Source organism: Ectopseudomonas guguanensis, from assembly GCF_900104265.1.
In the GTDB taxonomy this organism is placed as follows: domain Bacteria; phylum Pseudomonadota; class Gammaproteobacteria; order Pseudomonadales; family Pseudomonadaceae; genus Aquipseudomonas; species Aquipseudomonas guguanensis.
In genome coordinates this window covers 108,858-131,219 of record NZ_FNJJ01000012.1, presented here as the reverse complement: position 1 = coordinate 131,219, position 22,362 = coordinate 108,858, and the positions used below count along the sequence as shown (strand labels likewise).

Genomic DNA, 22,362 nt, shown 5'->3' with positions numbered 1-22,362 from the left:
TAGTATTTATTCTATAAAACCTTGGTACAACTTCCATACAGAATAGAAATGACCTATAAATTATCACCAGCAAGCTTCGGTAATGCCTGCATCATTACCGGAATAACCAGAGCTAACAATCAGCCAAAGGTGTATCCGCCATGTCGATCTACGAGCAGGGCCTCGGCCGCGCCGCCGTTAATCACGTCGCCCTCAGCCCCCTGAGCTTCATCGAACGTACCGCGGCGGTATACCCGCACTATCCGGCGGTGGTGCATGGCTCGATTCGCCGCAACTGGGCCGAGACCTATGCGCGTTGCCGGCGGCTGGCCTCGGCGCTGGCCGGCCGTGGCATCGGCAAGGGCGACACGGTGGCGGTGATGCTGCCGAACATCCCGGCCATGCTCGAAGCGCATTTCGGCGTGCCAATGATCGGCGCGGTGCTCAACACCCTCAACGTGCGCCTGGATGCCGAGGCCATCGCCTTCATGCTGCAGCATGGCGAAGCCAAGGTGGTGATCGCCGACCGCGAGTTCTTCGATGTGATCCACGCCGCCATCGGCATGCTCGACCACCCGCCGCTGGTGATCGACGTCGACGACCCCGAGTACGGCGAGGGCCAGGCAGTCAGCGAGCTGGACTACGAGGCCTTCCTCGCCGAGGGCGACCCCGAATTCGCCTGGCAGTGGCCCACCGACGAGTGGCAGGCGATCAGCCTCAACTACACCTCCGGCACCACCGGCAACCCCAAGGGCGTGGTCTATCACCACCGCGGTGCCTTCCTTAATGCCATGGGCAACCAGATGACCTGGAACATGGGCAACCACCCGGTCTACCTGTGGACCCTGCCGATGTTTCACTGCAATGGCTGGTGCTACCCCTGGACGATCACCGCACTGGCTGGCGTGCATGTGTTCCTGCGCCGCGTCGACCCGGCGAAGATCCTCACCCTGATCCGCGACGAGCAGGTCACCCACCTGTGCGGCGCGCCCATCGTGCTCAACGCCCTGGTGAACATGCCGGCCGAAGCCAAGGCGGCCATCGATCACCCGGTCAAGGCCATGGTCGCTGGTGCCGCGCCGCCGGCGAAGGTGATCGGCGCGGTGGAGGAGATGGGCATCCACGTCACCCATGTGTACGGCCTGACCGAGGTCTACGGCCCGGTGACCCTGTGCGCCTGGCACGCCGAATGGGACGAACTGCCGCTGGAAGAACGCGCCACCATCAAGGCGCGCCAGGGCGTGCGCTACCCGACTCTGGAAGGGGTGATGGTGGCCGACCCGAAAACCCTGGAGCCGGTGCCGCGTGACGGTCAGACCATCGGCGAGATCTTCATGCGCGGCAACACCGTGATGAAGGGCTACCTGAAGAACCCCAGCGCCACCGCCGAAGCCTTCGAGGGCGGCTGGTTCCACACCGGCGACCTGGGCGTGTGCCACGCCGACGGCTACGTGGAAATCCGCGACCGCCTCAAGGACATCATCATCTCCGGCGGCGAGAACATCTCCACCATCGAGGTCGAGGGCGTGCTCTATCGCCACCCGGCGGTGCTGGAGGCGGCGGTGGTCGCCCGCCCGGACGAGAAATGGGGCGAGACGCCCTGCGCCTTCATCACCCTGAAGACCGGCCAGCAGGCCAGTGAAACCGAGATCATGACCTTCTGCCGCGAGCACCTGGCCGGCTTCAAGGTGCCCAAGACAGTGGTCTTCACCCAGTTGCCCAAGACCAGCACCGGCAAGATCCAGAAGTTCGTCCTGCGCGATATGGCCAAGGCCCTCTGATCACGTAGCCCGGATGCAATCCGGGGACAGCGATTCGGATTCCCCGGATTGCATCCGGGCTACGGCAAAACCGCACCGTTTTCACAACAACAAGAACCGGCCCAGGCGGCCGACGGAGAACCCTCATGCAAATTTTCAAGCGCCGTGACGGCGACGAACAACCGCACTGGCCCCTCGGCCCGTTCAAGGTGCGCCTGCCCTTCGTGCATTACCGCTGGGAAACCGCCGAGATGCTGCAGGCACTGATCATGTTCGTGGTCAGCCTGGCGATGATCCCGCTGCTGGAGAAATACCTCGGCCTGCCCTACGACGTGGCCCTGGCCTACGTGGTGGTGTGCGGCATCGGCTTCATGCTGCCGGCGCTGCTCGGCGTGCCGCTGGTGCCGGGCTGGATCACCCCCGGCATTCCGGTGGTGCTGCTTTTTCTCGGCAACTACGAGCCGGGTCCTGCGGCCATCCAGGCGCTGTTCGCCCTGCAGTTTCTGGTGTTCGTGATCTTCCTCTTCCTCGGCGTCACCCGCCTGGGCAGCGCGCTGGTGCGGCTGATCCCCAACTCGATGAAGGGTGGCATCATCATCGGCGCCGGCATCGCCGCACTGATGGGCGAAATCAGCGCCGGCGGCCGCCTGGCCAACACGCCGATCTCCCTGGTCCTCGGCAGCCTGATCTGCCTGTACCTGATGTTCTCTGTGTCGTTCAAGGGCCTGACCGAGCGCGTGCCGCTGGCGCGCAAGATCGTCAACTACGGCATGGTGCCGGGCATGCTGATCGCCATCTTCATCGGCATCGCCGTGGGCGAGTACAAGATGCCGGACGTGAAGTGGGGCATCACCGCGCCGGCCTTCGGCGAGATGTGGAACTACCTGCCGTTCAACGTCGGCTTCCCCGGCCTGGACGTGTTCATGCTGGCCGTGCCCACCGCGGTGATCGCCTACGTGATCGCCTTCGGCGACATCATCGTCGGCCAGTCGCTGATGCAGCGCGCCGATGAACTGCGCACCGACGAGGTGATCGAAAACAACGTCGACCGTATCCACCTGGTGACCGCCATCCGCAACGCCCTGCATGCCTTCTTCGCACCCTACCCGGGCCTGGCTGGCCCGCTGTGGACGGCGGTGGCGGCGACCATGGCCGAGCGCTACAAGTACGGGCGCAAGGCGATGGACTCGATCTACAGCGGTGCCGGCACCTTCTGGATCACCGGTTTCGCCGCGTTGTTCATGCTGCCGCTGGTCAGTTTCTTCCAGCCGGTACTGCCGATCGCCCTGTCGCTGACGCTGATCCTCACCGGCTATATCTGCCTGATGGTCGGTTTCGAACAACTGAACAACAACACCGAGCGCGGCATCGCCGGCACCATGGGTGTGGTGCTCGCCGTCTACGGCGCGGGCTGGGGCCTGGCCGCGGGTGCGGCGCTGTACATCCTGGTCGAACGCACCCATCTGCTTAAATTCACCAGCATCAAGGATAAGTCGCGTAGTCCGGCGGAAGCCGACTGACGCATTTCGTTCCACGCGCCGCGCCTGTCGCGGCGCCTCCGCTGTCGAGGTTGCACCATGCCCGAATTCAACGCCCCGCTGCGCGATATGCGCTTCGTCCTCCATGACGTCTTCCAGGCGCCGAGCCTGTGGGCACGCCTGCCGGCCCTGGCCGAAACCGTCGATGCCGACACCGCCGACGCCATCCTCGAAGAAGCGGCCAAGGTCACCGGCGGCCTGATCGCCCCGCTCAACCGCAGCGGCGACGAAGAAGGCGCACAGTGGGTCGATGGCGATGTGCGCACCCCGACCGGTTTCCGCGAGGCCTACGCCACCTACACCGAAGGCGGCTGGGTCGGCCTGTCCGGCAACCCGAATTACGGCGGCATGGGCATGCCCAAGATGCTCGCAGTGGCCTTCGAGGAAATGCTCTACGCCGCCGGCTCCAGCTTCGCGCTGTACTCGGCGTTGAGCTCCGGCGCCTGCCTGGCCATCGACGCCCATGCCAGCGAAGATCTTAAAACCACCTACCTGCCGCCGATGTACGAGGGCCGCTGGGCCGGCTCCATGTGCCTGACCGAGGCCCATGCCGGCACCGACCTCGGCATCATCCGCACCCGCGCAGAGCCGCAGGCCGATGGCAGCTACAAGGTCACCGGCAGCAAGATCTTCATTACCGGCGGGGAACAGGACCTGACCGAGAACATCATCCATCTGGTGCTGGCCAAGTTGCCGGACGCGCCAGCCGGGCCGAAAGGCATCTCGCTGTTCCTGGTGCCCAAGGTGATGGTCAACGCCGATGGCAGCCTCGGCGCGCGCAACGCCGTGAGCTGCGGCTCCATCGAGCACAAGATGGGTATCAAGGCCTCGGCTACCTGCGTGATGAACTTCGACGGCGCCACCGGCTACCTGATCGGCGAGGTCAACAAGGGCCTGGCGGCGATGTTCACCATGATGAACTACGAGCGTCTGTCCATCGGCATCCAGGGCATCGGCTGCGCCGAGGCGTCCTACCAGTCGGCCGTCAGCTACGCCCGCGAACGCATCCAGAGCCGCGCCGCCACCGGCCCGGTGAACCACGGCAAGGTCGCCGACCCGATCATCGTGCATGCCGACGTGCGTCGCATGCTGCTGACCATGAAGGCGCTGAACGAGGGCGGCCGCGCCTTTGCCTGCTACGTCGGTCAGCAGCTCGACCTGGCCAAGTACGCCGAGGACGCGAGCGAACGGCAGAATGCCGAAGCCCTGGTGGCTCTGCTCACCCCGGTGGCCAAGGCCTTCTTCACCGACACCGGTCTGGAAAGCTGCGTGCACGGCCAGCAGGTCTTCGGCGGCCACGGCTATATCCGTGAATGGGGCCAAGAGCAGCTGGTGCGCGACGTGCGCATCGCACAGATCTACGAAGGCACCAATGGCATCCAGGCGCTCGACCTGCTGGGGCGCAAGGTGGTGGCCAACGGCGGCGCCGCGCTGCGCCTGTTCGCCGCCGAGGTGCGCGACTTCGCCCACGCCCATGAATCGCCTTACCGCGAACGCCTGATCGAGGCCCTGGAACGCCTGGAGGCGGTCAGCGGCTGGCTGCTGGAGCAGGCCAAGAGCGAGCCCAATGCCGTCGGCGCCGCCTCGGTGGAGTACCTGCACCTGTTCGGCTATGTCGCCTACGCCTACATGTGGGCGCGCATGGCGGCCGTGGCGCAGAGCAAGCAGGGCGAAGACGAGGCCTTCTATGGCGGCAAGCTGGCCACTGCGGAGTTCTTCTTCGCCCGCCTGCTGCCGCGCACCCTGAGCCTGGAGGCGAGCATTCGTGCCGGCAGCCAGCCGCTTTATGGTCTGGCTGCCGAGCAATTTTGAAGACTGTGTCTGCGTTACCTGTCCAGGGCTCATGGGAGGACCGAACAGCCGTTCGCGTGGGCTGAAGCCCACCCTACAGGACCGCCCGCCGAACAGTTTTAAACGTAGGGCGGGTGCAACCCGCCACCGCCGAGCCGGTGGCCCTACAAGGTTGAGCGTGTTGCGCGGCGCTTCGGCGCCGCGCTTTTTTATTCGAGCCTCGGCTGGCGCTGCCCAGCCGACGAGGAGTCCTTATGCGTGAAGTCGTGATAGTCGCCGCCTGCCGTACCGCCATCGGCAGCTTTCAGGGTGCGTTGAGCCGCATACCCGCGCCACAACTGGGCGCCGCGGTGATCCGTGAACTGCTCGCCCGCACCGGCATTGCAGGCGAGCAGATCGACGAGGTGATTCTCGGCCAGGTGCTCACGGCAGGCTCCGGGCAGAACCCGGCCCGGCAGAGCGTGCTGCTCGCCGGTCTGCCGCATACGGTGCCGGCCATGACCCTGAACAAGGTCTGTGGCTCCGGCCTCAAGGCGGTGATCCTTGGCGCCCAGGCCATTCGTGGCGGTGACGCGGAGATCATCATCGCCGGCGGCCAGGAGAACATGAGCCTGGCGCCCTATGTCATGCCCGGCGCCCGCAGCGGCCTGCGCATGGGCCATGCGCAATTGGTCGACACCATGATTCAGGACGGCCTGTGGGACGCCTTCAACCACTACCACATGGGTATCACCGCGGAGAATCTGGCCGAGCAGTACGGCGTCACCCGCGCCGAGCAGGACGCCTTCGCCCTGCGTTCGCAGCAGCGTGCCCAGGCGGCCATCGACGCCGGACGCTTTGCCAGCGAGATCGTCCCGGTGGAAGTCCCCCGGCGCGGCGCCGAACCGCTGCGTTTTGCCCAGGATGAACAACCGCGCGCCGGCACCAGCCTGGACAGCCTGGGCAAGCTGCGCCCGGCGTTCAAGAATGACGGCACGGTGACCGCCGGCAACGCCTCGACGCTCAACGACGGCGCCGCCGCCGTACTGCTGATGAGCGCCGAGAAGGCCAACGAACTGCGACTGCCGATCCTTGCGCGCATCGCCGCACACGCCAGCGCCGGGGTCGATCCGGCGGTGATGGGCATCGGCCCGGTATTCGCCAGTTGCAAGGCGCTGGAGCGCGCCGGCTGGAGCCTGGAACAGCTCGACCTGATCGAGGCCAACGAAGCCTTCGCCGCCCAGGCCATCGCCGTCGGCCGCGAACTGCATTGGGACAGCGCCAAGGTCAACGTCAACGGCGGTGCCATCGCACTCGGCCACCCCATCGGCGCTTCCGGTTGCCGCATCCTGGTCAGCCTGATCCACGAGATGCAGCGCCGCGATGCCCGCCGTGGCCTGGCCACCCTGTGCATCGGTGGCGGCCAGGGTGTGGCCCTGGCCATCAAACGCTGAAACAATCGCCGCGAACGGACAAGAACAAGAGAAAACCATGCGAACCCTGACCACCCTGACCGGCAACAGCCAGAAACTCGATGGCGGCGCCATGTTCGGCAACGCGCCCAAGACCCTCTGGCAGCGCTGGATGCCGGCCGACGAACTGAACCGCATCGATCTGGGCTGCCGCGCCCTGCTGGTGCAGGAAGACGAGCGCAACATCCTGGTGGAAACCGGCATCGGCGCCTTCTTCAGCCCCGAGCTGAAACAGCGCTTCGGCGTGCAGGAAGACCACCACGTGCTGCTCGACGAACTGGCGAAGGTCGGTTTGAGCGATGCCGACATCGACATCGTGGTGCTCACCCACCTGCACTTCGATCATGCCGGCGGCCTGCTCGCCGCCTGGCAGGCGGACCAACCCGCGCGCCTGCTGTTTCCCAACGCGCGCTTCCTCACCGGCCGTCGCCAGTGGCAGCGCGCCTGCAAGCCACACGCCCGGGATAGAGCCTCCTATATCCCGGAACTGCTCGACCTGCTGGAAAACAGCGGCCGCCTGCTGCTGATCGACGAAACCGACCGCTGCGAGCTGCTCGGCCCAGACTGGCGCCTGCACTGGAGCGACGGCCACACGCCCGGCCAGTTGCTGCCGGAAGTGGCCATGCCGGGCGGGCCGGTGGTGTTTCCCGGCGACCTGATCCCCGGCGCGCCCTGGGTGCACCTGCCGATCACCATGGGCTACGACCGCTTCCCCGAAGGCCTGATCGAGGAGAAGGAGACGCTGCTGGCCGACCTGATCGCCCGCGGCGGCCGCCTGGTATTCACCCACGACCCCGACGTGGCCATGGGACGGGTGACGCGAGACGAAAAAGGTCGCTACGGGCTCGATGAAGCGGTGAAAGCGGCCCATCTGCTGGCAAACTGACGCCATCGGACCTTGACGAGCAGGCCATGCAGCGCGAGCATGGCCGCTTGTTTTTTCGCCGTGGTCATGACCACACCAGCATCGGGCTGGAATCTGCGTCGTGGCCATTTCGACAGCCCTGGGGAATCGCTTCATGAGCCTGGCCTCTGTACGCGCCTTCTTCGCCGCCAAGGCGCCCGACATCGCGATCATCGAGCTGCAGACCAGCACCGCCACCGTGGCGCTGGCGGCCGAGGCGCATGGCGTCGCGCCGGGGCAGATCGCCAAGACCCTGGCCTTTCGCATCGCCGAGCGCAACGTGCTGATCGTCGCCCGTGGTGACGCGCGCATCGACAATCAGAAGATGAAGGAATGCTTCGGTGCCAAATCGCGCATGCTCGATGCACAGACCGTGGTCGAGCTGACCAGTCACCCGGTCGGCGGCGTCTGCCCGTTTGGCCTGGCCACGCCCTTGAGCGTCTACTGCGACCGCTCGCTGCTGGCCTTCGACGAAGTGCTGCCGGCTGCCGGCGCCACCCACAGCGCCGTGCGCATCACCCCGCAACGCCTGGCCGAACTGGTGGACGCCGAGTGGATCGACGTGTGCCAGGAAGTGGAAACGGAACCCTGCTGAACGGGCGACGTAGGGTGCGCCCCGCGTACCGGGGCGTTTGCGGATCAACTCCAGGCCATGCACCGCCGCCAAAAACCGGTGCGCACAGCGCACCCTACGGCGCCCTGGCACCATCCCGGATTGCACCGGGCTACAGTTTTCCAGACACCGCAGCCTTCCGTAGCCCGGATGCAATCCGGGGCCGGTTATCAGAGAGGGACGTATCTCGTTGGCCTACAACCCGCCGCTGACGCCCAGGCTTACACCCAGCGCGGTGGCCAGCGAGAATGGCAGCAACAGCGTATCGAGCAGCGCACTGGCCGGCAGATCCAGGCCCGGATAGCGCGGTGCCTCGGCACCGAAACGATCCAGCGGGCAGCAGCCGCCATTGATGGTGTACCAGTCCAGCCGGGTACCGGCGTAGACCACCGGCGCACCGGGTTTGGCCGCGTCCAATGTGCGTACCGTGGCGCAGCCGGTCAGGCTCAGCAGCGCCAGGCCGGCGACCAGCCCTCGCCTCATCCGCGCGTGACCCGGATCTCGACCAACTTGCCGTCGAGAAAGCGCAGGTAACGATACATGCCGTTGCTTGGCCCGTAGACCCACTGCTCCACCGTTACCCCGCCACCTTGCGGACTGCTGGGTGGGATCACCTCGCGGTGGTCAGGCTCGCCGCATTTGCGTCGGACATCCACCGTCAGATCGCCCTCGTTTATCAGCGTAGTGCCACAGCGCATCGAAGCCTGCGCAGCAGGCATCATAGAAAGGGCCAACAGGCAGCCCAACAGGTAACGACTGGCCATGGACATTGATCTCCCTATTCGTCCGACACCATATGATGCTCGCCCCAACGGGGAAGCATGTCCTGGGGTATGCCCAGGCAGTTGAGGATACGCGCAACCACGAAATCCACCAGGTCATCCAGCGTTTGCGGCTGGTGATAAAAGCCGGGCGAAGCCGGCAGGATGGTAACGCCCAGATTCGACAGCTTGAGCATGTTCTCCAGATGAATGCTCGAATACGGCGCCTCGCGCGGTACCAGGATCAGCTGGCGACGCTCCTTCAGCGCCACGTCGGCGGCGCGTTCGATCAGGTTGTTGCAGGCGCCGGTGGCGATGGCCGACAAGGTGCCGGTTGAGCACGGCACCACCACCATGGCCGTCGGCGCGCCGGAGCCGGATGCCGCTGGCGCCATCCAGTCTTCCTTGCCGTAGACGCGGACCTGCCCCGGCGCTGCGCCGGTGTATTCGGTGAGGAACTGCGCCATGGCCTGCGGCTTGGCCGGCAGCGCCACGTCGGTTTCGGTGGCCATCACCAGTTGCGCGGCCTTGGAGATCAGAAAGTGCACCTCGCGCTCTTCCTGCACCAGACAATCGAGCAGGCGCAGGCCGTATTGCGCGCCGGAGGCGCCGGTCATGGCCAGGGTGACGCGTTCAGGGCCGCTCATGAGTGCTCCGTAGGGCGGGTGCAACCCGCCGGTTTTCCATACATGGCGGGTTTCACCCGCCCTACCGCAAGGTTGTGACTCAGGCCAGGGCCTTGGCCAGCTTGCCATGCAGGCCGCCGAAGCCGCCGTTGCTCATGATCACCACCTGAGTGCCGGGGCGCGCCAGGGCCTTCACGCCATCGATGATCGACTCCAGCGAGTCGCACACGCGCGTCGGATTGCGCGCCTGCGTCACGGTGGCCGCCAGGTCCCAGCCGAGATTCGGCGGCGCATACCAGAACACCGCATCGGCCTGCTCGGCCGACTCGGCCAGGCCGTCGCGATGAGCACCGAGCTTCATCGAATTGGAGCGTGGCTCGATCACCGCGATCACCTGGGTGTCATCGCCGACACGCTTGCGCAGGCCATCGAGCGTGGTGGCGATGGCCGTGGGATGGTGGGCGAAATCGTCGAAGATGGTCACGCCGCTGACCTCGGCAACCTTCTCCATACGCCGCTTGGCGTTGATGAACTTGCCCAGCGCCTCGATGCCCAGCGCCGGCACCACGCCGACATGGCGCGCTGCCGCAAGCACGGCCAGGGCGTTGGCAACGTTGTGCTGGCCGGTCAGTTGCCATTCCACCACGCCCTCGACCTTGCCCTCGAAGCTCACCTCGAAGCGCGAGCCATCGGCGCTGAGCAGGCGCGCCTGCCACTGCCCGCCTTGACCGGTGGTCTGCACAGGCGTCCAGCAGCCCATCTCGATCACCCGCGCCAGCGCGGTTTCGCTGGCCGGGTGGATCACCAGGCCCTCGCTGGGGATGGTGCGCACCAGATGGTGGAATTGCCGCTCGATGGCCGCCAGGTCCGGGAAGATGTCCGCGTGATCGAACTCCAGATTGTTGAGGATCGCCGTGCGCGGGCGGTAGTGGACGAACTTGCTGCGCTTGTCGAAGAAGGCGCTGTCGTATTCATCGGCCTCGACCACGAAGAACGGCGTGCCGCCCAAACGCGCCGAGATCCCGAAGTTCTGCGGCACGCCGCCGATCAGAAAGCCCGGGCTCATGCCGGCATGCTCCAGCACCCAGGCCAGCATGCTAGAGCTGCTGGTTTTGCCGTGCGTGCCGGCCACCGCCAGCACCCAGCGCCCCTGCAGCACATGGTCGGCCAGCCACTGCGGGCCGGAAACGTAGGGCAGGCCCTTGTTCAATACATATTCGACTGCCGGATTGCCGCGGCTCATGGCGTTGCCGACCACCACCAGATCGGGCGCTGGTTGCAGGTGCGCCGGGTCATAGCCCTGCATCAGTTCGATGCCCTGGGCTTCGAGCTGGGTGCTCATGGGCGGATAGACGTTGGCGTCGGAGCCGGTGACGCGGTGGCCGAGTTCCTTGGCCAAAACGGCGAGCGAGCCCATGAAGGTGCCGCAGATGCCGAGAATATGGATATGCATGAATGACCTCTATGAAGCCCGACGCAGGGGCGTGAAGCGATGGCCGCAGGTTAGCACAGCGCCCAGCGGGCGGCTGCTGCGCCCTGCTCAGACCCATGCGTCACGAGCAAGTTGCCGACCAGCCGAAATCAAACGCTTGCTTGGATTGCGCATTCAACTGGCTTTGAGGCAGCATCGGCTAGCAGGCCGTTGAAAAACGTAGGCGAGGCAGCCAGTGCAAGGCAAAAACAGGCGAAAAAGCGCAGTTTACGAGTTGTAAATGAGCATTTTGAGCCTGTTTTTAACGCAGCAATGGCAACGCAGGTAGTTTTTCAACAGCCTGCTAACGCTGGCACAACAGCTGCATCGTCCATCCAGTTCAATCACAGAAGCCGAGGCCCGCCATGCGCATCGTCCAAGCCACCCTGGAGCACCTGGACCTGCTGACCCCGCTGTTCGTCAAATACCGCGAGTTCTACAACGAACTGCCCTACCCCGAGTCGTCGCGCAAGTTCCTCGAGAAGCGCCTGCGGCGCAAGGAGTCGGTGATCTACCTGGCCCTGGCCGACGATGAGGACAAGCTGCTCGGTTTCTGCCAGCTCTATCCCAGCTACTCGTCGCTGTCGCTCAAGCGCGTGTGGATCCTCAACGACATCTACGTGGCCGAGGATGCGCGCCGCCAACTGGTCGCCGACCGCCTGCTACATACCGCCAAGCAGATGGCCAAGGAAACCAACGCCGTACGCATGCGCGTGGCCACCAGCCGTGACAACGAGGTGGCGCAGAAGGTCTACGAGTCCATCGGCTTCGTCGAGGACGAGCAGTTCAAGAACTACGTACTGCCGATCAACGCCGACTGACCGCGTCATCAGAATGGCGGCTGACCGTCAGCCGCCGAGACTGAGCAGCAGCCCCAACAGCAGCGGCAAGGCGAACAGCCCCAACGCAGCCAGGCGCGCCGGTTGCAGGGGCACGCGCCGCAGCGCGTGGTTGCGCCGTTCGTGCAAGGGCTGCTGCAGCGCCAGCTGAAACTCCGAAAGCGCTTCGAAACGCGCCTGCGGCTGCGGCGCCAGCGCACGGGCCAATACCCCATCCCAACCTTGCGGCACCTGCACAGCGAAGCTGGCCAGGGGCACATAGCAGTGGCCTGGGCCGACATTCTCACGCGCCGCTGCTGGCCATTGCCCGCACATCAGCCAGTAGACCAGCGCCGCCAGGGCGAACTGATCCGCACGACCGTCCAGCGCACGACCACCGCGCAGCTCGGGCGCCAGCGGCACCGCCTGTTCGGGTAGCGGCTGCCGCGCAACACCCGGAAGAATCGCGGCCGCACCTGGCAACAGCATCACCTGTCCGTCATCGCCGAGCAGGATCTGCCTGGGGTTGAGCCACAACCCCTGCATGCCGCGGCGCTGCAGCGAGCGCACGGCGGCGATCAATTGCGTCACGATGCGCAGCAGCGTTTGTGCATCCGGCGCGCCCCGGGCGGCGACCCAATCGAGCAGGTTGCGCATGCCGCGTGGCGGTTTGTCCATAGCCAGGTATGCATGGCTGCGGGCCTGGTGCATCGAGAGTACCTGCGGCAAGGCCTGTTGCGGGCTGCGTCGCAAGGCCCACTCGCGCTGCCAGAAGGCCTCGTCGGCGTCCTCGTCGGCGAACCAGAGCACGGCTTCTCGACCGTCCGCATCGCGGCCGACGAACATGCGCCCTGACGGGCCATAGGGACATTCGCGCAACAACGTCCAGCCATCGACTTGCTGACCGCAGACAATCTGCCTCAGTGCGGGTCTTGCCGGCGCTGGTAGCAACACTGGCGGACATTGTCTTTCACCGATGCGTAGCAATACCGCAGCGCCCGGAGCCTGCAGCAAGGGTTGCAGCATCGCGTCCAGCGTCATCTCTGCAGGAGTACGCAGCCGTTGCAGATCGCTGACGTCGAGCAGCGGCTGTGGCGCCAGCAACAGATGCTCGCCACGCCCTGGCTGCAGGCTGTGCTGCACCAGCGCCAGCTCCGCCTGGGTACCAAGGGCCTGGCCCTCGCGCCCGGGCAGGATGTGCAGATCGTTGACCTGCGCGCGCGCCAGGCCGACGCTGCCGGCCTGCAGGAACTGCAACTCCTCGCCCTGAAGCAGCAACACGCCGGCATGCAGCTCCGCGATGCCGCGCCCGCCCTGCTGACGACGAAACAGTTGCAGATTCAGCGCTGCCAGCACCTGGCGCGCCGCCTGGGTTTCGCTCCAGGCCTGCGGCGTGCAGCGAAAATCGGCGAATAGCGCATCGAGCTGATGCTCCAGGCTTTGCACCACGTCGGGGCAGTGGCGCGCCCAAAGGAGCATCACCAGCAGTAGCGGCGGGTGCTGCTGGCGACCGGCCAGCCACATCGCCCGAGCCCGCGCGGCCTGGTGTGGCAGGTCCAGTCCGGTGCCGGATGCCAGGCTGATTCCGGGATGTTCCAGCAATTGCAGCGCCATGCTCGACCCTCCTGCTGCAGCGAAGCTGCCGGCGGTGTTGCAGCCTTTGTGCCGACTTGTCGCCAGCGCCGGGCGCCCTTATGGTGGCCGGATGTTTCCAACGAGCCTGCATGCATGTGGTCCTTCAAGGCCTGGCGCCGTCGTCGCACCCTCGAACGCAACCCTGTCGACCCTGCCCACTGGGCGGAAGTACGCAGGCGCCTGCCGATTCTCGATGGCCTCGACGAACACGAGGAGCAGCAGCTGCGCGAGCGCGCCGTGCTGTTCCTGCATGAAAAGCACCTGACGGCTCTGCCCGGCCTGCAGCTCGGCCCGGTCGAGCACCTGCTGCTGGCCGCCCAGGCGCAGTTGCCGCTACTGCACCTGGGCGATCTGGACTGGTACCAGGGTTTTCACGAGATCGTGCTCTACCCCGATGACTTCCTCAGCCCGCAACGCCACCGCGATGCCAGCGGCATCGAACACGAATGGGACGACGCACGCAGCGGCGAAGCCTGGCAACAGGGACCGGTGATCCTCGCCTGGCCCGGTGTCGAGGCCAGCGGCGGCTGGGAAGGCTACAACCTGGTGATCCACGAGCTGGCGCACAAGCTGGACATGCTCGAAGGCAGTGCCAACGGCCTACCGCCGCTGCACCGCGACATGCGTGTGCAGGACTGGGCCCACGCCATGCAGAGCGCCTATGACGCACTGAACGCAGAGCTGGATGCCAACCCCGAGGCGGAAACCGCCATCGACCCCTACGCGGCCGAAGACCCGGCGGAGTTCTTTGCCGTGACCAGCGAATACTTCTTTAGCGCACCGGATCTGCTCGCCGCGGCCTTTCCCGAGGTCTACCGGCAACTGACGCTGTTCTACCGCCAGGACACCCTGGCCCGATTGCAGCGCCTGCAGGCGGAACACCCTGACTACGAGACGGTCGAAACCGCGACCAATGGCTGATTCACGTGGCGTAGTAACGCCATGCGAATCCGCCTATAATGCGCCCCACTTTTTTGGCCCTTCCTGGGAGTTCCCCCATGAGCTACAGCAAGATCCCGGCTGGTAAAGACCTGCCGAACGACATCTACGTTGCCATCGAAATCCCGGCCAACCATGCGCCGATCAAATACGAGATCGACCATGACAGCGACTGCCTGATGGTCGACCGCTTCATGGCCACCCCGATGTTCTACCCGGCCAACTACGGTTTCATCCCGCACACCCTGGCCGACGACGGCGACCCCCTCGACGTGCTGGTCGTGACTCCCTACCCGGTCGCGCCGGGTTCGGTGATCCGCGCCCGTCCGGTGGGCGTACTGCACATGAGCGACGAAGCCGGCGGCGACGCCAAGCTGGTTGCGGTTCCGCACGACAAGCTGACCGTTCTGTACAAGGACGTTCAGGAATACACCGACCTGCCCGCGCTGTTGATCGAGCAGATCAAGCACTTCTTCGAGAACTACAAGGATCTCGAGAAGGGCAAGTGGGTCAAGGTAGAAGGCTGGGGCGGCGCTGAAGAAGCCCGCGGCCTGATCAACAAGGCAGTCGCGGCTTACCAAAAATAAGTCCTGACCACCTCCGAAGAGCCGGCCACAAGCCGGCTTTTTTATTGCCTTTGTCCCGTCCCGGATAAGGTTTACAGTCGGGACACCCAGGCAAAACGGCGCCACGCCGATATGCTGTAATCGATGCGCAACCCTGATCAGCCAGGCCCCATGGATATGATGAACCTGACCGTACGCAATCGAATCATCCTCAGCTTCCTGCTGATCATCACCGTTCTCGTCCTCCTGGCAGGCGTTTCCTATCTGCGCCTGATGAAGATCGAAGACGAGGCCAACGGCATCCGCAACGAGTCGATTCTCGGCCTTTATTACCCCGGCAAGGCTCAGGAAATCTGGGCTCGGCACATGCTCGACACCCGTCGCATGCTGCTGCGTTTCGACGACGACGGCGAATCCGATCGACTCGGTGCCTACCGTGACCAGTTCGCCACCCTGGAACAGGCGCTCGACGAGGAATTCGGCCGCTACCAGGGCGCCACCGCAGACGAGCAGGAACTTGCCCTGGCCGAACAGTTTCGCCAGGCCCAGCGCCAGTACCTGAACCGTCACGCGCAGTTGCTCGACATCCTGCCCCAGGTCGGGCTGAAGCAGGCTCGCCAGTTCAGCGCCGAGCGCGTGTTCCCGGAATGGGAGAAGGGCCAGCGCCTGCTCAGCGACCTGATCGAGATGAATCGCAGCCAGGCCGACGCCGCCGCGCTGGAGATTCGCAGCGCCGTTCGCACTCTGGAAGCGGGCCTGCTGATCGCCATTCTGCTGGCCATCGTGGTTGCGGCGCTGTGCGGCTGGCTGCTGATGCGCGCCATCACCACGCCGGTCAATCGCATCGTCACCAGCCTCAAGGCTCTGGAGAGCGGTGACCTGTCGGTGAAGCTGGACCTGCACCGGCGCGACGAATTCAACGCCATCGAGCTGGGCTTCAACAGCATGGTCGGCGAGCTCAAGAACCTGGTGGGCAACGCCCAGCGCTCGGCGGTGCAGATGACCACCTCGGTCACCGAGATCGCCGCCACCTCGCGCCAGCAGCAGGCCACGGCCACCGAAACAGCCGCCACCACCACGGAAATCGGCGCCACGTCACGGGAGATCGCCGCCACCTCACGTGACCTTGTGCGCACCATGGGCGAGGTTTCCGACACCGCCGAGCAGACCTCGATCCTCGCCGGCACCGGCCAGCTCGGCCTGGCGCGCATGGAAGAGATCATGCATCAGGTGATGGGCGCGGCCGACGTGGTCAACGGCAAGCTGTCGATCCTCAATGAGAAGGCCGGCAACATCACCCAGGTGGTGACCACCATCGTCAAGGTGGCGGATCAGACCAACCTGCTGTCGCTCAACGCCGCCATCGAGGCGGAGAAAGCCGGTGAGTACGGCAAGGGCTTCGCCGTAGTCGCGGTGGAAGTGCGCCGACTGGCCGACCAGACCGCCGTGGCCACCTACGACATCGAACAGATGGTGCGCGAGATTCAATCCGCGGTCTCGGCCGGCGTGATGGGCATGGACAAGTTCTCCGAGGAAGTGCGCCGCGGTATCGGCGAAATGGCGCAGATGGGCGATCAGCTCAGCCAGATCATCCAGCAGGTGCAGGCCCTGGCGCCGCGCATCCAGATGGTCAACGAAGGCATGCAGGCACAGTCCACCGGCGCCGAGCAGATCAACCAGGCGCTGGTGCAGCTCGGTGAGGCCAGCAGCCAGACCGTCGACTCGCTGCGCCAGGCCGGCGCCGCCATCGACGAGCTCAACCAGGTGGCCAACAACCTGCGCGTTGGCGTCAGCCGCTTCAAGGTCTGAGCATGCCGGCCTCCAGCAAAGCGGCGAAGGGCGAACTGCACCTGCAGTTCCAGCTCGGCGAGGATCGCTATGCCCTGCCCGCCAGCCAGGTGGTCGAGGTGTTGCCGCTGCGCCGCCTGAAGCAGGTTCCCGAAGCGCCGCCCTGGGTAGCCGGGCTGTTCGAGCATCGCGGCAGGATGATCCCGGTACTCGATCTCAGCCGCCGCGTGCTGGGCCGCCCGGCGCTGCCACGCAGCAGTACACGGCTGGTGCTGGTGCGCTTCGATCGAGCGCAGGGCGAGCGATCACCGGTGCTCGGGCTGATTCTCGAGCAGGCCACCGATACCCTGCGCCTGCCTGGCGAGGCCTTCCAGGCCAGCGGTCTGGAAGCGGGCCAGGCGGATTATCTCGGCCCGCTGCAACGCGACGCCCGCGGCATGATCCAGCGTATCGAGGTCGCCGGCCTGCTCGACGACGACGTGCGTGCCTTGCTGTTCCAGCCAACGGACCAGGGCTGACGGCATGATCGAGCATATCGAACGCCTGCTCAAAAGCCGCATCGGCCTGGACGCCGAATCGGTCGGCCGCAGCGTGATCGAACGCGCCGTGCGCCAGCGCATGGGCGCCCTCGGCCAGCACGATCTGGAAGGCTACTGGACCACACTTGGCGGCTCGCCGCGCGAGCAGCAGGCGCTGGTGGAAGCCGTGGTGGTGCCGGAGACCTGGTTCTTCCGCTACCCGGAATCGTTCAACGCGCTGGCCAGCCTGGCCCAGGAGCGTCACACCCAGCTGCACGGCGCCCGCCCGCTGCGCCTGATCAGCCTGCCCTGCTCCAGCGGCGAAGAGCCCTACTCCATCGCCATGACCCTGCTCGACGCCGGCTTCGCCGCCGAGCAGTTCCGGATCGACGCGCTGGACGTCAGCGACAGGGTGCTGGAACAGGCACGCCAGGGCCTGTACGGACGCAACTCGTTCCGCGGCGATGCCCTGGCCTTTCGCGAGCGCTTCTTCGACGAGCAGGCCACCGGCGGCTTTCTGCTCGCCGAGCGGGTGCGCAGCTGTGTCAGGTTACGCACCGGCAACCTGCTCGATCCCGGCCTGTTCGCCGGCGAGCCCGGTTATGACTTCATCTTCTGTCGCAACCTGCTGATCTACTTCGATCGGCCGACTCAGTTGCGTGTGCTGGAGTTGCTCAAGCGCCAGCTGCAGGAAGGCGGCACGCTGTTCATCGGTCCGGCCGAAGCCAGCCTGGCCAGCCAGAACGGCCTGCAGGCGCTGGGCCGGCAACAGACCTTCGCCTTTCGTATGGCGTCAACCATACCGGCCGCCAGCCTGCCGTTCCGTGCGCCAGGCAATCGCACGCGACCGGCAGCGATCACGGCGCCGCGCCCCAGCCCGCCGAGCAGGCCAAGACCCGTGACCAGGACGCTCGGTGCAGCGGCGCCAGCAGCGGTCGCAGTGGATATCTGGACCGAGGTTGCCCACCTGGCCAATGCCGGGCGCACCGACGAGGCGCGCCAGCGCAGCGAGCAACATCTGCAGCAGCACGGCCCCAGCGCCGCCGCCTATTACTGGCTGGGCCTGATCTGTGATTCGGCAGGCCAGGGCGACCAGGCCTGCGCCTACTACCGCAAGGCGATCTATCTCGAACCACAGCATCGCGAAGCGCTCACGCACCTGGCCGCGCACCTGCAGGCACAGGGTGATGAAGCAGGTGCCCAGCGCCTGTATCGGCGCGCCCAGAACCCCGAGGTAGGCGAAGGTGACTGATCAGAACCTGCTGCACCACCAGCCCGCGGTGGACGACTGCTGGAATCGTATCGGCGTGTTCGGCGACAAGAGTTGCCCACGCCTGGAGCGACACATCCACTGCCGCAACTGCGAGGTCTACGGCGCCGCGGCCATCGCCCTGCTCGATCGCTACGGCAGCGCCCTGGAGCGTGGGGATGACGATTATGGCCAGGGTGAAACCGAGGAAATGCAAGGCGAACAGCGTTCGCTGCTGATCTTCCGCCTCGGCGAGCAATGGCTGGCCATTGCCACTCGCTGCCTGGCCGAGGTGATGCCGGTCTCGCCGATCCACGTGCTGCCGCACCGCAAGAATCGAGGCCTGCTTGGCGTGACCAATGTGCGCGGCACGCTGGTCGCCTGCCTGTCGCTGGCCGAGCTGCTCGACCTCGAGCCCGGGCAGGACACCCGCCGCAGCGAGCGCCGGGTAATCCCGCGGATGCTGATTCTCGAAACCGACAGCGGCCCGCTGGTAACCCCGGTGGATGAGGTCAGCGGCATCCAGCGCATTCCCCTGGCGCGTATCGGCAGCGCCAAGCATGATGAAAAGCGCACCATCAGCCGTTTTACCGCTGGCGTCCTGCAATGGCGGGAACACAGCATCACCCTGCTGGATGACGAGCGGCTGCTGCAGACCATGATCGGGAGCCTCGCGTGACACCGGACCAGATGAGGGATGCATCGCTGCTTGACCTGTTCCGGCTGGAGGCCGAGGCGCAGAAGCAGGTGCTCGACACCGGCCTGCTGATTCTCGAGCGTGACCCCGGCAATGCCGGCCAGCTGGAAGCCTGCATGCGCGCCGCGCACTCGCTCAAGGGCGCGGCGCGTATCGTCGGCCTGGACAACGGCGTGCAGGTCGCCCACGCCATGGAGGACCTGCTGGTCGCCGCCCAGGAAGGCCTGTTGCGCCTGCTGCCCGATCATATCGATGCATTGCTGCAAGGCTCCGACCTGCTCCTGCGCATCGGCCAGGCGCAGCAGGATGACGGGGTGCAAGCGCGGGTGGAAAGCCTTACCGCACGCCTGCAGATGCTGCTCGGCAATGCCGTGCCGGCACTACGCACGCAGCCCGACAACAGCACTCTGCTGCCGCAGCAAAGCGCTGAGCCCAGACAGCCCGAGGCAGCCGGCGCGCAGCCGGCGGAGATGCCAGGCGAGGAACGCAACAGCCGCGTGCTGCGGGTATCGGCCGAGCGTTTCGACCACCTGATCGATCTGTCCGGCAAATCGCTGGTGGAGTTCCAGCGCACCAAGCCGCTGAACGAGTCCCTGCATCGCCTAAAGCGCCAGCAGGAATCGGCACGGCGCACGCTGGAGACATTGCGCGAGCACCTGCTGGGCACCGACCTGGACGCCACTGCGCAGGCACTGTTCACCGAAAGCCGCAACCTGTTGCTGGAATGCCAGCAACAGCTGCAGGCGCACCAGGAACTGTTCGACGACTTCGTCTGGTATGGCGGACAGCGCACGCAGCAGCTGTACGACCTGGCCCTGGCCTCGCGCATGCGTCCGTTCGCCGATGTATTGACCGGGCAGACGCGCATGCTGCGCGACCTTGGCCGTTCGCTCGGCAAACAGGTACGTCTGGAGATCGAGGGCGAGAACACCCAGGTCGACCGCGACGTGCTGGAGCGTCTGGAAGCGCCGCTGACGCACCTGCTGCGCAATGCCGTGGACCACGGTATCGAGCCACCGGCGCTGCGTGCGCGCAAGGGCAAGGCGGAAGAAGGCGTGGTGCAGCTGCGCGCCCGTCATCATGCCGGCATGCTGGTCCTGGAAGTCGCTGACGACGGGGCCGGCATCGACCTCGAGCGGGTCGGCCAGGCGGTGATCAAGCGTCGCTTCGCCACCGCCGAGCAGGTCGAGCAGATGACCGAGGAAGAGCTACTGGCCTTCCTCTTCCTGCCCGGTTTCAGCATGAGCCAGCAGGTCACCGAAGTCTCCGGCCGAGGCGTCGGCCTGGACGTGGTGCAACACGAAATCCGTCGCATGCGCGGCAACGTCAGGCTGTTGCAAAGCCCCGACCAGGGCTGCCTGTTCCACCTCGAACTGCCGCTGACTCTTTCGGTGGTGCGCGCCCTGGTGGTGAGCATCGGCGGCGAGGCCTACGCCTTCCCGTTGGCGCAGATCGAGCGCATGCTGCGCCTGCCACGCAGCGCCATCGTCCAGCTCGAGGGGCGTCAGCACTTCTGGCTGGAGAACGAACACGTCGGCCTGATATCCGCAGCCCAATTGCTGCAATGCAGCGAGAAACAGGGCGACGATGACAGCATTCCCATCGTGCTGATCCGCGACCGCGAGCAATATCACGGCCTGGCGGTCGAGGCCTTCCTCGGCGAATTCACCCTGGTGCTGATGCCGCTCGATGCGCGCCTGGGCAAGGTACGCGACGTCGCCGCCGGCGCCTTGCTGCACGATGGCACGCCAGTGCTGATCCTCGACGTCGACGACCTGCTCAACTCCGTGGGCAAGCTGCTCGGCGACGGTCATCTGGAGCGTGTCGACCACGCCGGCAACGTGCGCCAGGCCGTCAGCAAGCGCGTGCTGGTGGTGGACGATTCGCTGACGGTGCGTGAGCTGGAGCGCAAGCTGCTGCTCAGCCGTGGCTACCAGGTGGCGGTGGCCGTGGATGGCATGGACGGCTGGAACGCCCTGCGCGCCGAGCCTTTCGACCTGCTGATCACCGACATCGATATGCCGCGCATGGACGGCATCGAACTGGTCACCCAGGTGCGCCAGGATCCGCGCCTGCGCTCGCTGCCGGTGATGGTGGTGTCCTACAAGGATCGCGAAGAGGACCGGCGCCGCGGCCTGGAGGCCGGCGCCGACTACTACCTGGCCAAGGCCAGCTTCCACGACGAAGCACTGCTGGACGCCGTACAAACCCTGATCGGTGAGGCCCGCGAATGAGGATCGCCATCGCCAACGACATGCCCCTGGCCGTCGAAGCCCTGCGCCGCGCCCTGGCGGCCGAACCCGAATATCAGCTGATCTGGGTCGCCGCCAACGGCGAGGAAGCGGTCAGCCGCTGCCGCGACGACCTGCCCGACCTGCTGCTGATGGACATGCTCATGCCCGGCATGGACGGCGTCGAGGCGACGCGACGGATCATGCACGACACGCCCTGCGCTATTCTCATCGTCACCTCGGACGTCGAACGCAACATGTCGCGGGTATTCGATGCCATGGGCGCCGGCGCGCTGGATGTGGTCGCCGCGCCGTCGCTCGGCCCGCAGCAGGTGCTGGACGCTGCGGCCGTTCGGCGCAAGATTCACAACATCGCCTGGATGATCGGCCACAAGACCTCGCGCTCGGTCAAACCGACACCGCTGCGCAGCACCGACAATCGCGGCAAGCGCCTGGTGGCCATCGGCGCCTCGGCCGGCGGTCCGGCCTCGCTGGTGGAGCTGCTGCGGCAGATGCCGGCGGACTTTCCCGCCAGCATCGTGCTGGTGCAGCACGTCGATGAAGTCTTCGCCGCCGGCATGGCGCAGTGGCTGGCCAGCGAATCGCACATGCCCGTGCGCCTGGCACGCGAAGGCGAAGTGCTGCAGCCGGCCAGCGTCCTCCTGGCCGGCACCAACAACCACCTGTACCTCGCGCCCGAGGGACGCCTGGTGTACCGACGCGAGCCGGCCGACCAGGTCTACCGGCCGTCCATCGATGTATTCTTCGAGAGTGTGGCCAGCCATTGGCGAGGGGAAGCGATCGGTGTGCTGCTTACCGGCATGGGTCGCGACGGCGCCAGGGGCCTGAAGCTGATGCGCGAGCGCGGCTTTCACACCATCGCCCAGGACCAGGCCAGCAGCGCCGTCTACGGCATGCCCAAGGCTGCAGTGGCATTGGACGCCGCCACGGAGGTGCTACCTCTGGACAGAATCGCGGCGCGTCTGATCGAGCGCCTCGGCTGACGACGCCGACCACGCTCCAGACA

The 22,362-nt window shown here is 65.9% G+C and carries 20 protein-coding genes; 15 read left to right on the top strand and 5 right to left on the bottom strand.

The window, feature by feature from the left end; genetic code table 11:
* Positions 1-140: 140 nt before the first annotated feature.
* The 6 genes from BLS61_RS17720 (at position 141) to BLS61_RS17695 (ending at position 8,018) form a co-directional block, all read left to right on the top strand.
* Positions 141-1,760 carry an acyl-CoA synthetase gene (locus tag BLS61_RS17720; RefSeq protein WP_090433020.1) on the top strand — a complete coding sequence of 540 codons (1,620 nt, stop codon included), beginning with the start codon at positions 141-143 and terminating at the stop codon, positions 1,758-1,760.
* Positions 1,761-1,885: 125 nt separating this feature from the next.
* Positions 1,886-3,259 carry a solute carrier family 23 protein gene (locus BLS61_RS17715; protein ID WP_090433018.1) on the top strand — a complete coding sequence of 458 codons (1,374 nt, stop codon included), beginning with the start codon at positions 1,886-1,888 and terminating at the stop codon, positions 3,257-3,259.
* Positions 3,260-3,316: 57 nt separating this feature from the next.
* The gene (locus BLS61_RS17710) at positions 3,317-5,089 is read left to right on the top strand and encodes an acyl-CoA dehydrogenase C-terminal domain-containing protein (RefSeq protein WP_090433017.1); all 1,773 of its coding nucleotides are present in this window, start codon (positions 3,317-3,319) and stop codon (positions 5,087-5,089) included.
* Between the two features lie 233 nt (positions 5,090-5,322).
* Entirely contained in the window at positions 5,323-6,501 is a 1,179-nt protein-coding gene (locus tag BLS61_RS17705) for an acetyl-CoA C-acetyltransferase (RefSeq protein ID WP_090433015.1), read from the top strand.
* A gap of 37 nt (positions 6,502-6,538) precedes the next feature.
* The gene (locus BLS61_RS17700) at positions 6,539-7,405 is read left to right on the top strand and encodes an MBL fold metallo-hydrolase (protein WP_090433013.1); all 867 of its coding nucleotides are present in this window, start codon (positions 6,539-6,541) and stop codon (positions 7,403-7,405) included.
* A gap of 133 nt (positions 7,406-7,538) precedes the next feature.
* The gene (locus BLS61_RS17695) at positions 7,539-8,018 is read left to right on the top strand and encodes a YbaK/EbsC family protein (RefSeq protein WP_090433011.1); all 480 of its coding nucleotides are present in this window, start codon (positions 7,539-7,541) and stop codon (positions 8,016-8,018) included.
* A gap of 213 nt (positions 8,019-8,231) precedes the next feature.
* Here the strand turns inward: BLS61_RS17695 and BLS61_RS17690 are convergent, their stop codons facing one another.
* The 4 genes from BLS61_RS17690 to mpl all read right to left on the bottom strand — a co-directional run bounded on the left by BLS61_RS17690 (position 8,232) and on the right by mpl (position 10,876).
* Positions 8,232-8,519 carry a YceK/YidQ family lipoprotein gene (locus BLS61_RS17690; protein ID WP_012019737.1) on the bottom strand — a complete coding sequence of 96 codons (288 nt, stop codon included), beginning with the start codon at positions 8,517-8,519 and terminating at the stop codon, positions 8,232-8,234.
* Positions 8,516-8,800, bottom strand: coding sequence for a DUF2845 domain-containing protein (locus BLS61_RS17685; protein WP_167358749.1), 285 nt, complete (start codon positions 8,798-8,800; stop codon positions 8,516-8,518). The genes BLS61_RS17690 and BLS61_RS17685 overlap by 4 nt, the downstream gene beginning before the upstream one ends.
* A 14-nt stretch (positions 8,801-8,814) precedes the next feature.
* Entirely contained in the window at positions 8,815-9,444 is a 630-nt protein-coding gene (gene ubiX, locus BLS61_RS17680; RefSeq protein WP_090433007.1) for a flavin prenyltransferase UbiX, read from the bottom strand.
* Positions 9,445-9,523: 79 nt separating this feature from the next.
* Entirely contained in the window at positions 9,524-10,876 is a 1,353-nt protein-coding gene (gene mpl / locus BLS61_RS17675; RefSeq protein ID WP_090433005.1) for a UDP-N-acetylmuramate:L-alanyl-gamma-D-glutamyl-meso-diaminopimelate ligase, read from the bottom strand.
* Positions 10,877-11,259: 383 nt separating this feature from the next.
* Here mpl and BLS61_RS17670 point away from each other — a divergent pair, with 383 nt between their 5' ends.
* Complete coding sequence (locus BLS61_RS17670; RefSeq protein WP_090433003.1) at positions 11,260-11,715, top strand: GNAT family N-acetyltransferase; 456 nt, start codon at positions 11,260-11,262, stop codon at positions 11,713-11,715.
* Positions 11,716-11,742: 27 nt separating this feature from the next.
* On the opposite strand, the gene BLS61_RS17665 is transcribed toward BLS61_RS17670, so the two are convergent.
* Positions 11,743-13,326, bottom strand: coding sequence for a serine/threonine-protein kinase (locus BLS61_RS17665; protein ID WP_090433001.1), 1,584 nt, complete (start codon positions 13,324-13,326; stop codon positions 11,743-11,745).
* A gap of 114 nt (positions 13,327-13,440) precedes the next feature.
* Here BLS61_RS17665 and BLS61_RS17660 point away from each other — a divergent pair, with 114 nt between their 5' ends.
* The 8 genes from BLS61_RS17660 to cheB all read left to right on the top strand — a co-directional run bounded on the left by BLS61_RS17660 (position 13,441) and on the right by cheB (position 22,339).
* Positions 13,441-14,268 (top strand): M90 family metallopeptidase, encoded by an 828-nt coding sequence (locus BLS61_RS17660; RefSeq protein WP_090432999.1) that lies wholly within the window; start codon positions 13,441-13,443, stop codon positions 14,266-14,268.
* A 77-nt stretch (positions 14,269-14,345) separates the two neighbouring features.
* Entirely contained in the window at positions 14,346-14,873 is a 528-nt protein-coding gene (gene ppa / locus BLS61_RS17655) for an inorganic diphosphatase (RefSeq protein ID WP_017675534.1), read from the top strand.
* 150 nt (positions 14,874-15,023) lie between these two features.
* The gene (locus BLS61_RS17650; RefSeq protein ID WP_090432997.1) at positions 15,024-16,661 is read left to right on the top strand and encodes a methyl-accepting chemotaxis protein; all 1,638 of its coding nucleotides are present in this window, start codon (positions 15,024-15,026) and stop codon (positions 16,659-16,661) included.
* 2 nt (positions 16,662-16,663) lie between these two features.
* A complete protein-coding gene (locus tag BLS61_RS17645; RefSeq protein WP_090432996.1) occupies positions 16,664-17,158 on the top strand; it encodes a chemotaxis protein CheW in 495 nt (164 codons plus the stop codon).
* 4 nt (positions 17,159-17,162) lie between these two features.
* Positions 17,163-18,410, top strand: coding sequence for a CheR family methyltransferase (locus BLS61_RS17640; protein WP_090432994.1), 1,248 nt, complete (start codon positions 17,163-17,165; stop codon positions 18,408-18,410).
* Entirely contained in the window at positions 18,403-19,086 is a 684-nt protein-coding gene (locus BLS61_RS17635) for a chemotaxis protein CheW (RefSeq protein ID WP_090432992.1), read from the top strand. Before BLS61_RS17640 ends, BLS61_RS17635 begins: the two co-directional genes overlap by 8 nt.
* Positions 19,083-21,338 carry a hybrid sensor histidine kinase/response regulator gene (locus BLS61_RS17630; RefSeq protein ID WP_090432990.1) on the top strand — a complete coding sequence of 752 codons (2,256 nt, stop codon included), beginning with the start codon at positions 19,083-19,085 and terminating at the stop codon, positions 21,336-21,338. Before BLS61_RS17635 ends, BLS61_RS17630 begins: the two co-directional genes overlap by 4 nt.
* Complete coding sequence (cheB, locus tag BLS61_RS17625) at positions 21,335-22,339, top strand: chemotaxis response regulator protein-glutamate methylesterase (RefSeq protein WP_090432988.1); 1,005 nt, start codon at positions 21,335-21,337, stop codon at positions 22,337-22,339. Before BLS61_RS17630 ends, cheB begins: the two co-directional genes overlap by 4 nt.
* Positions 22,340-22,362 lie beyond the last annotated feature (23 nt).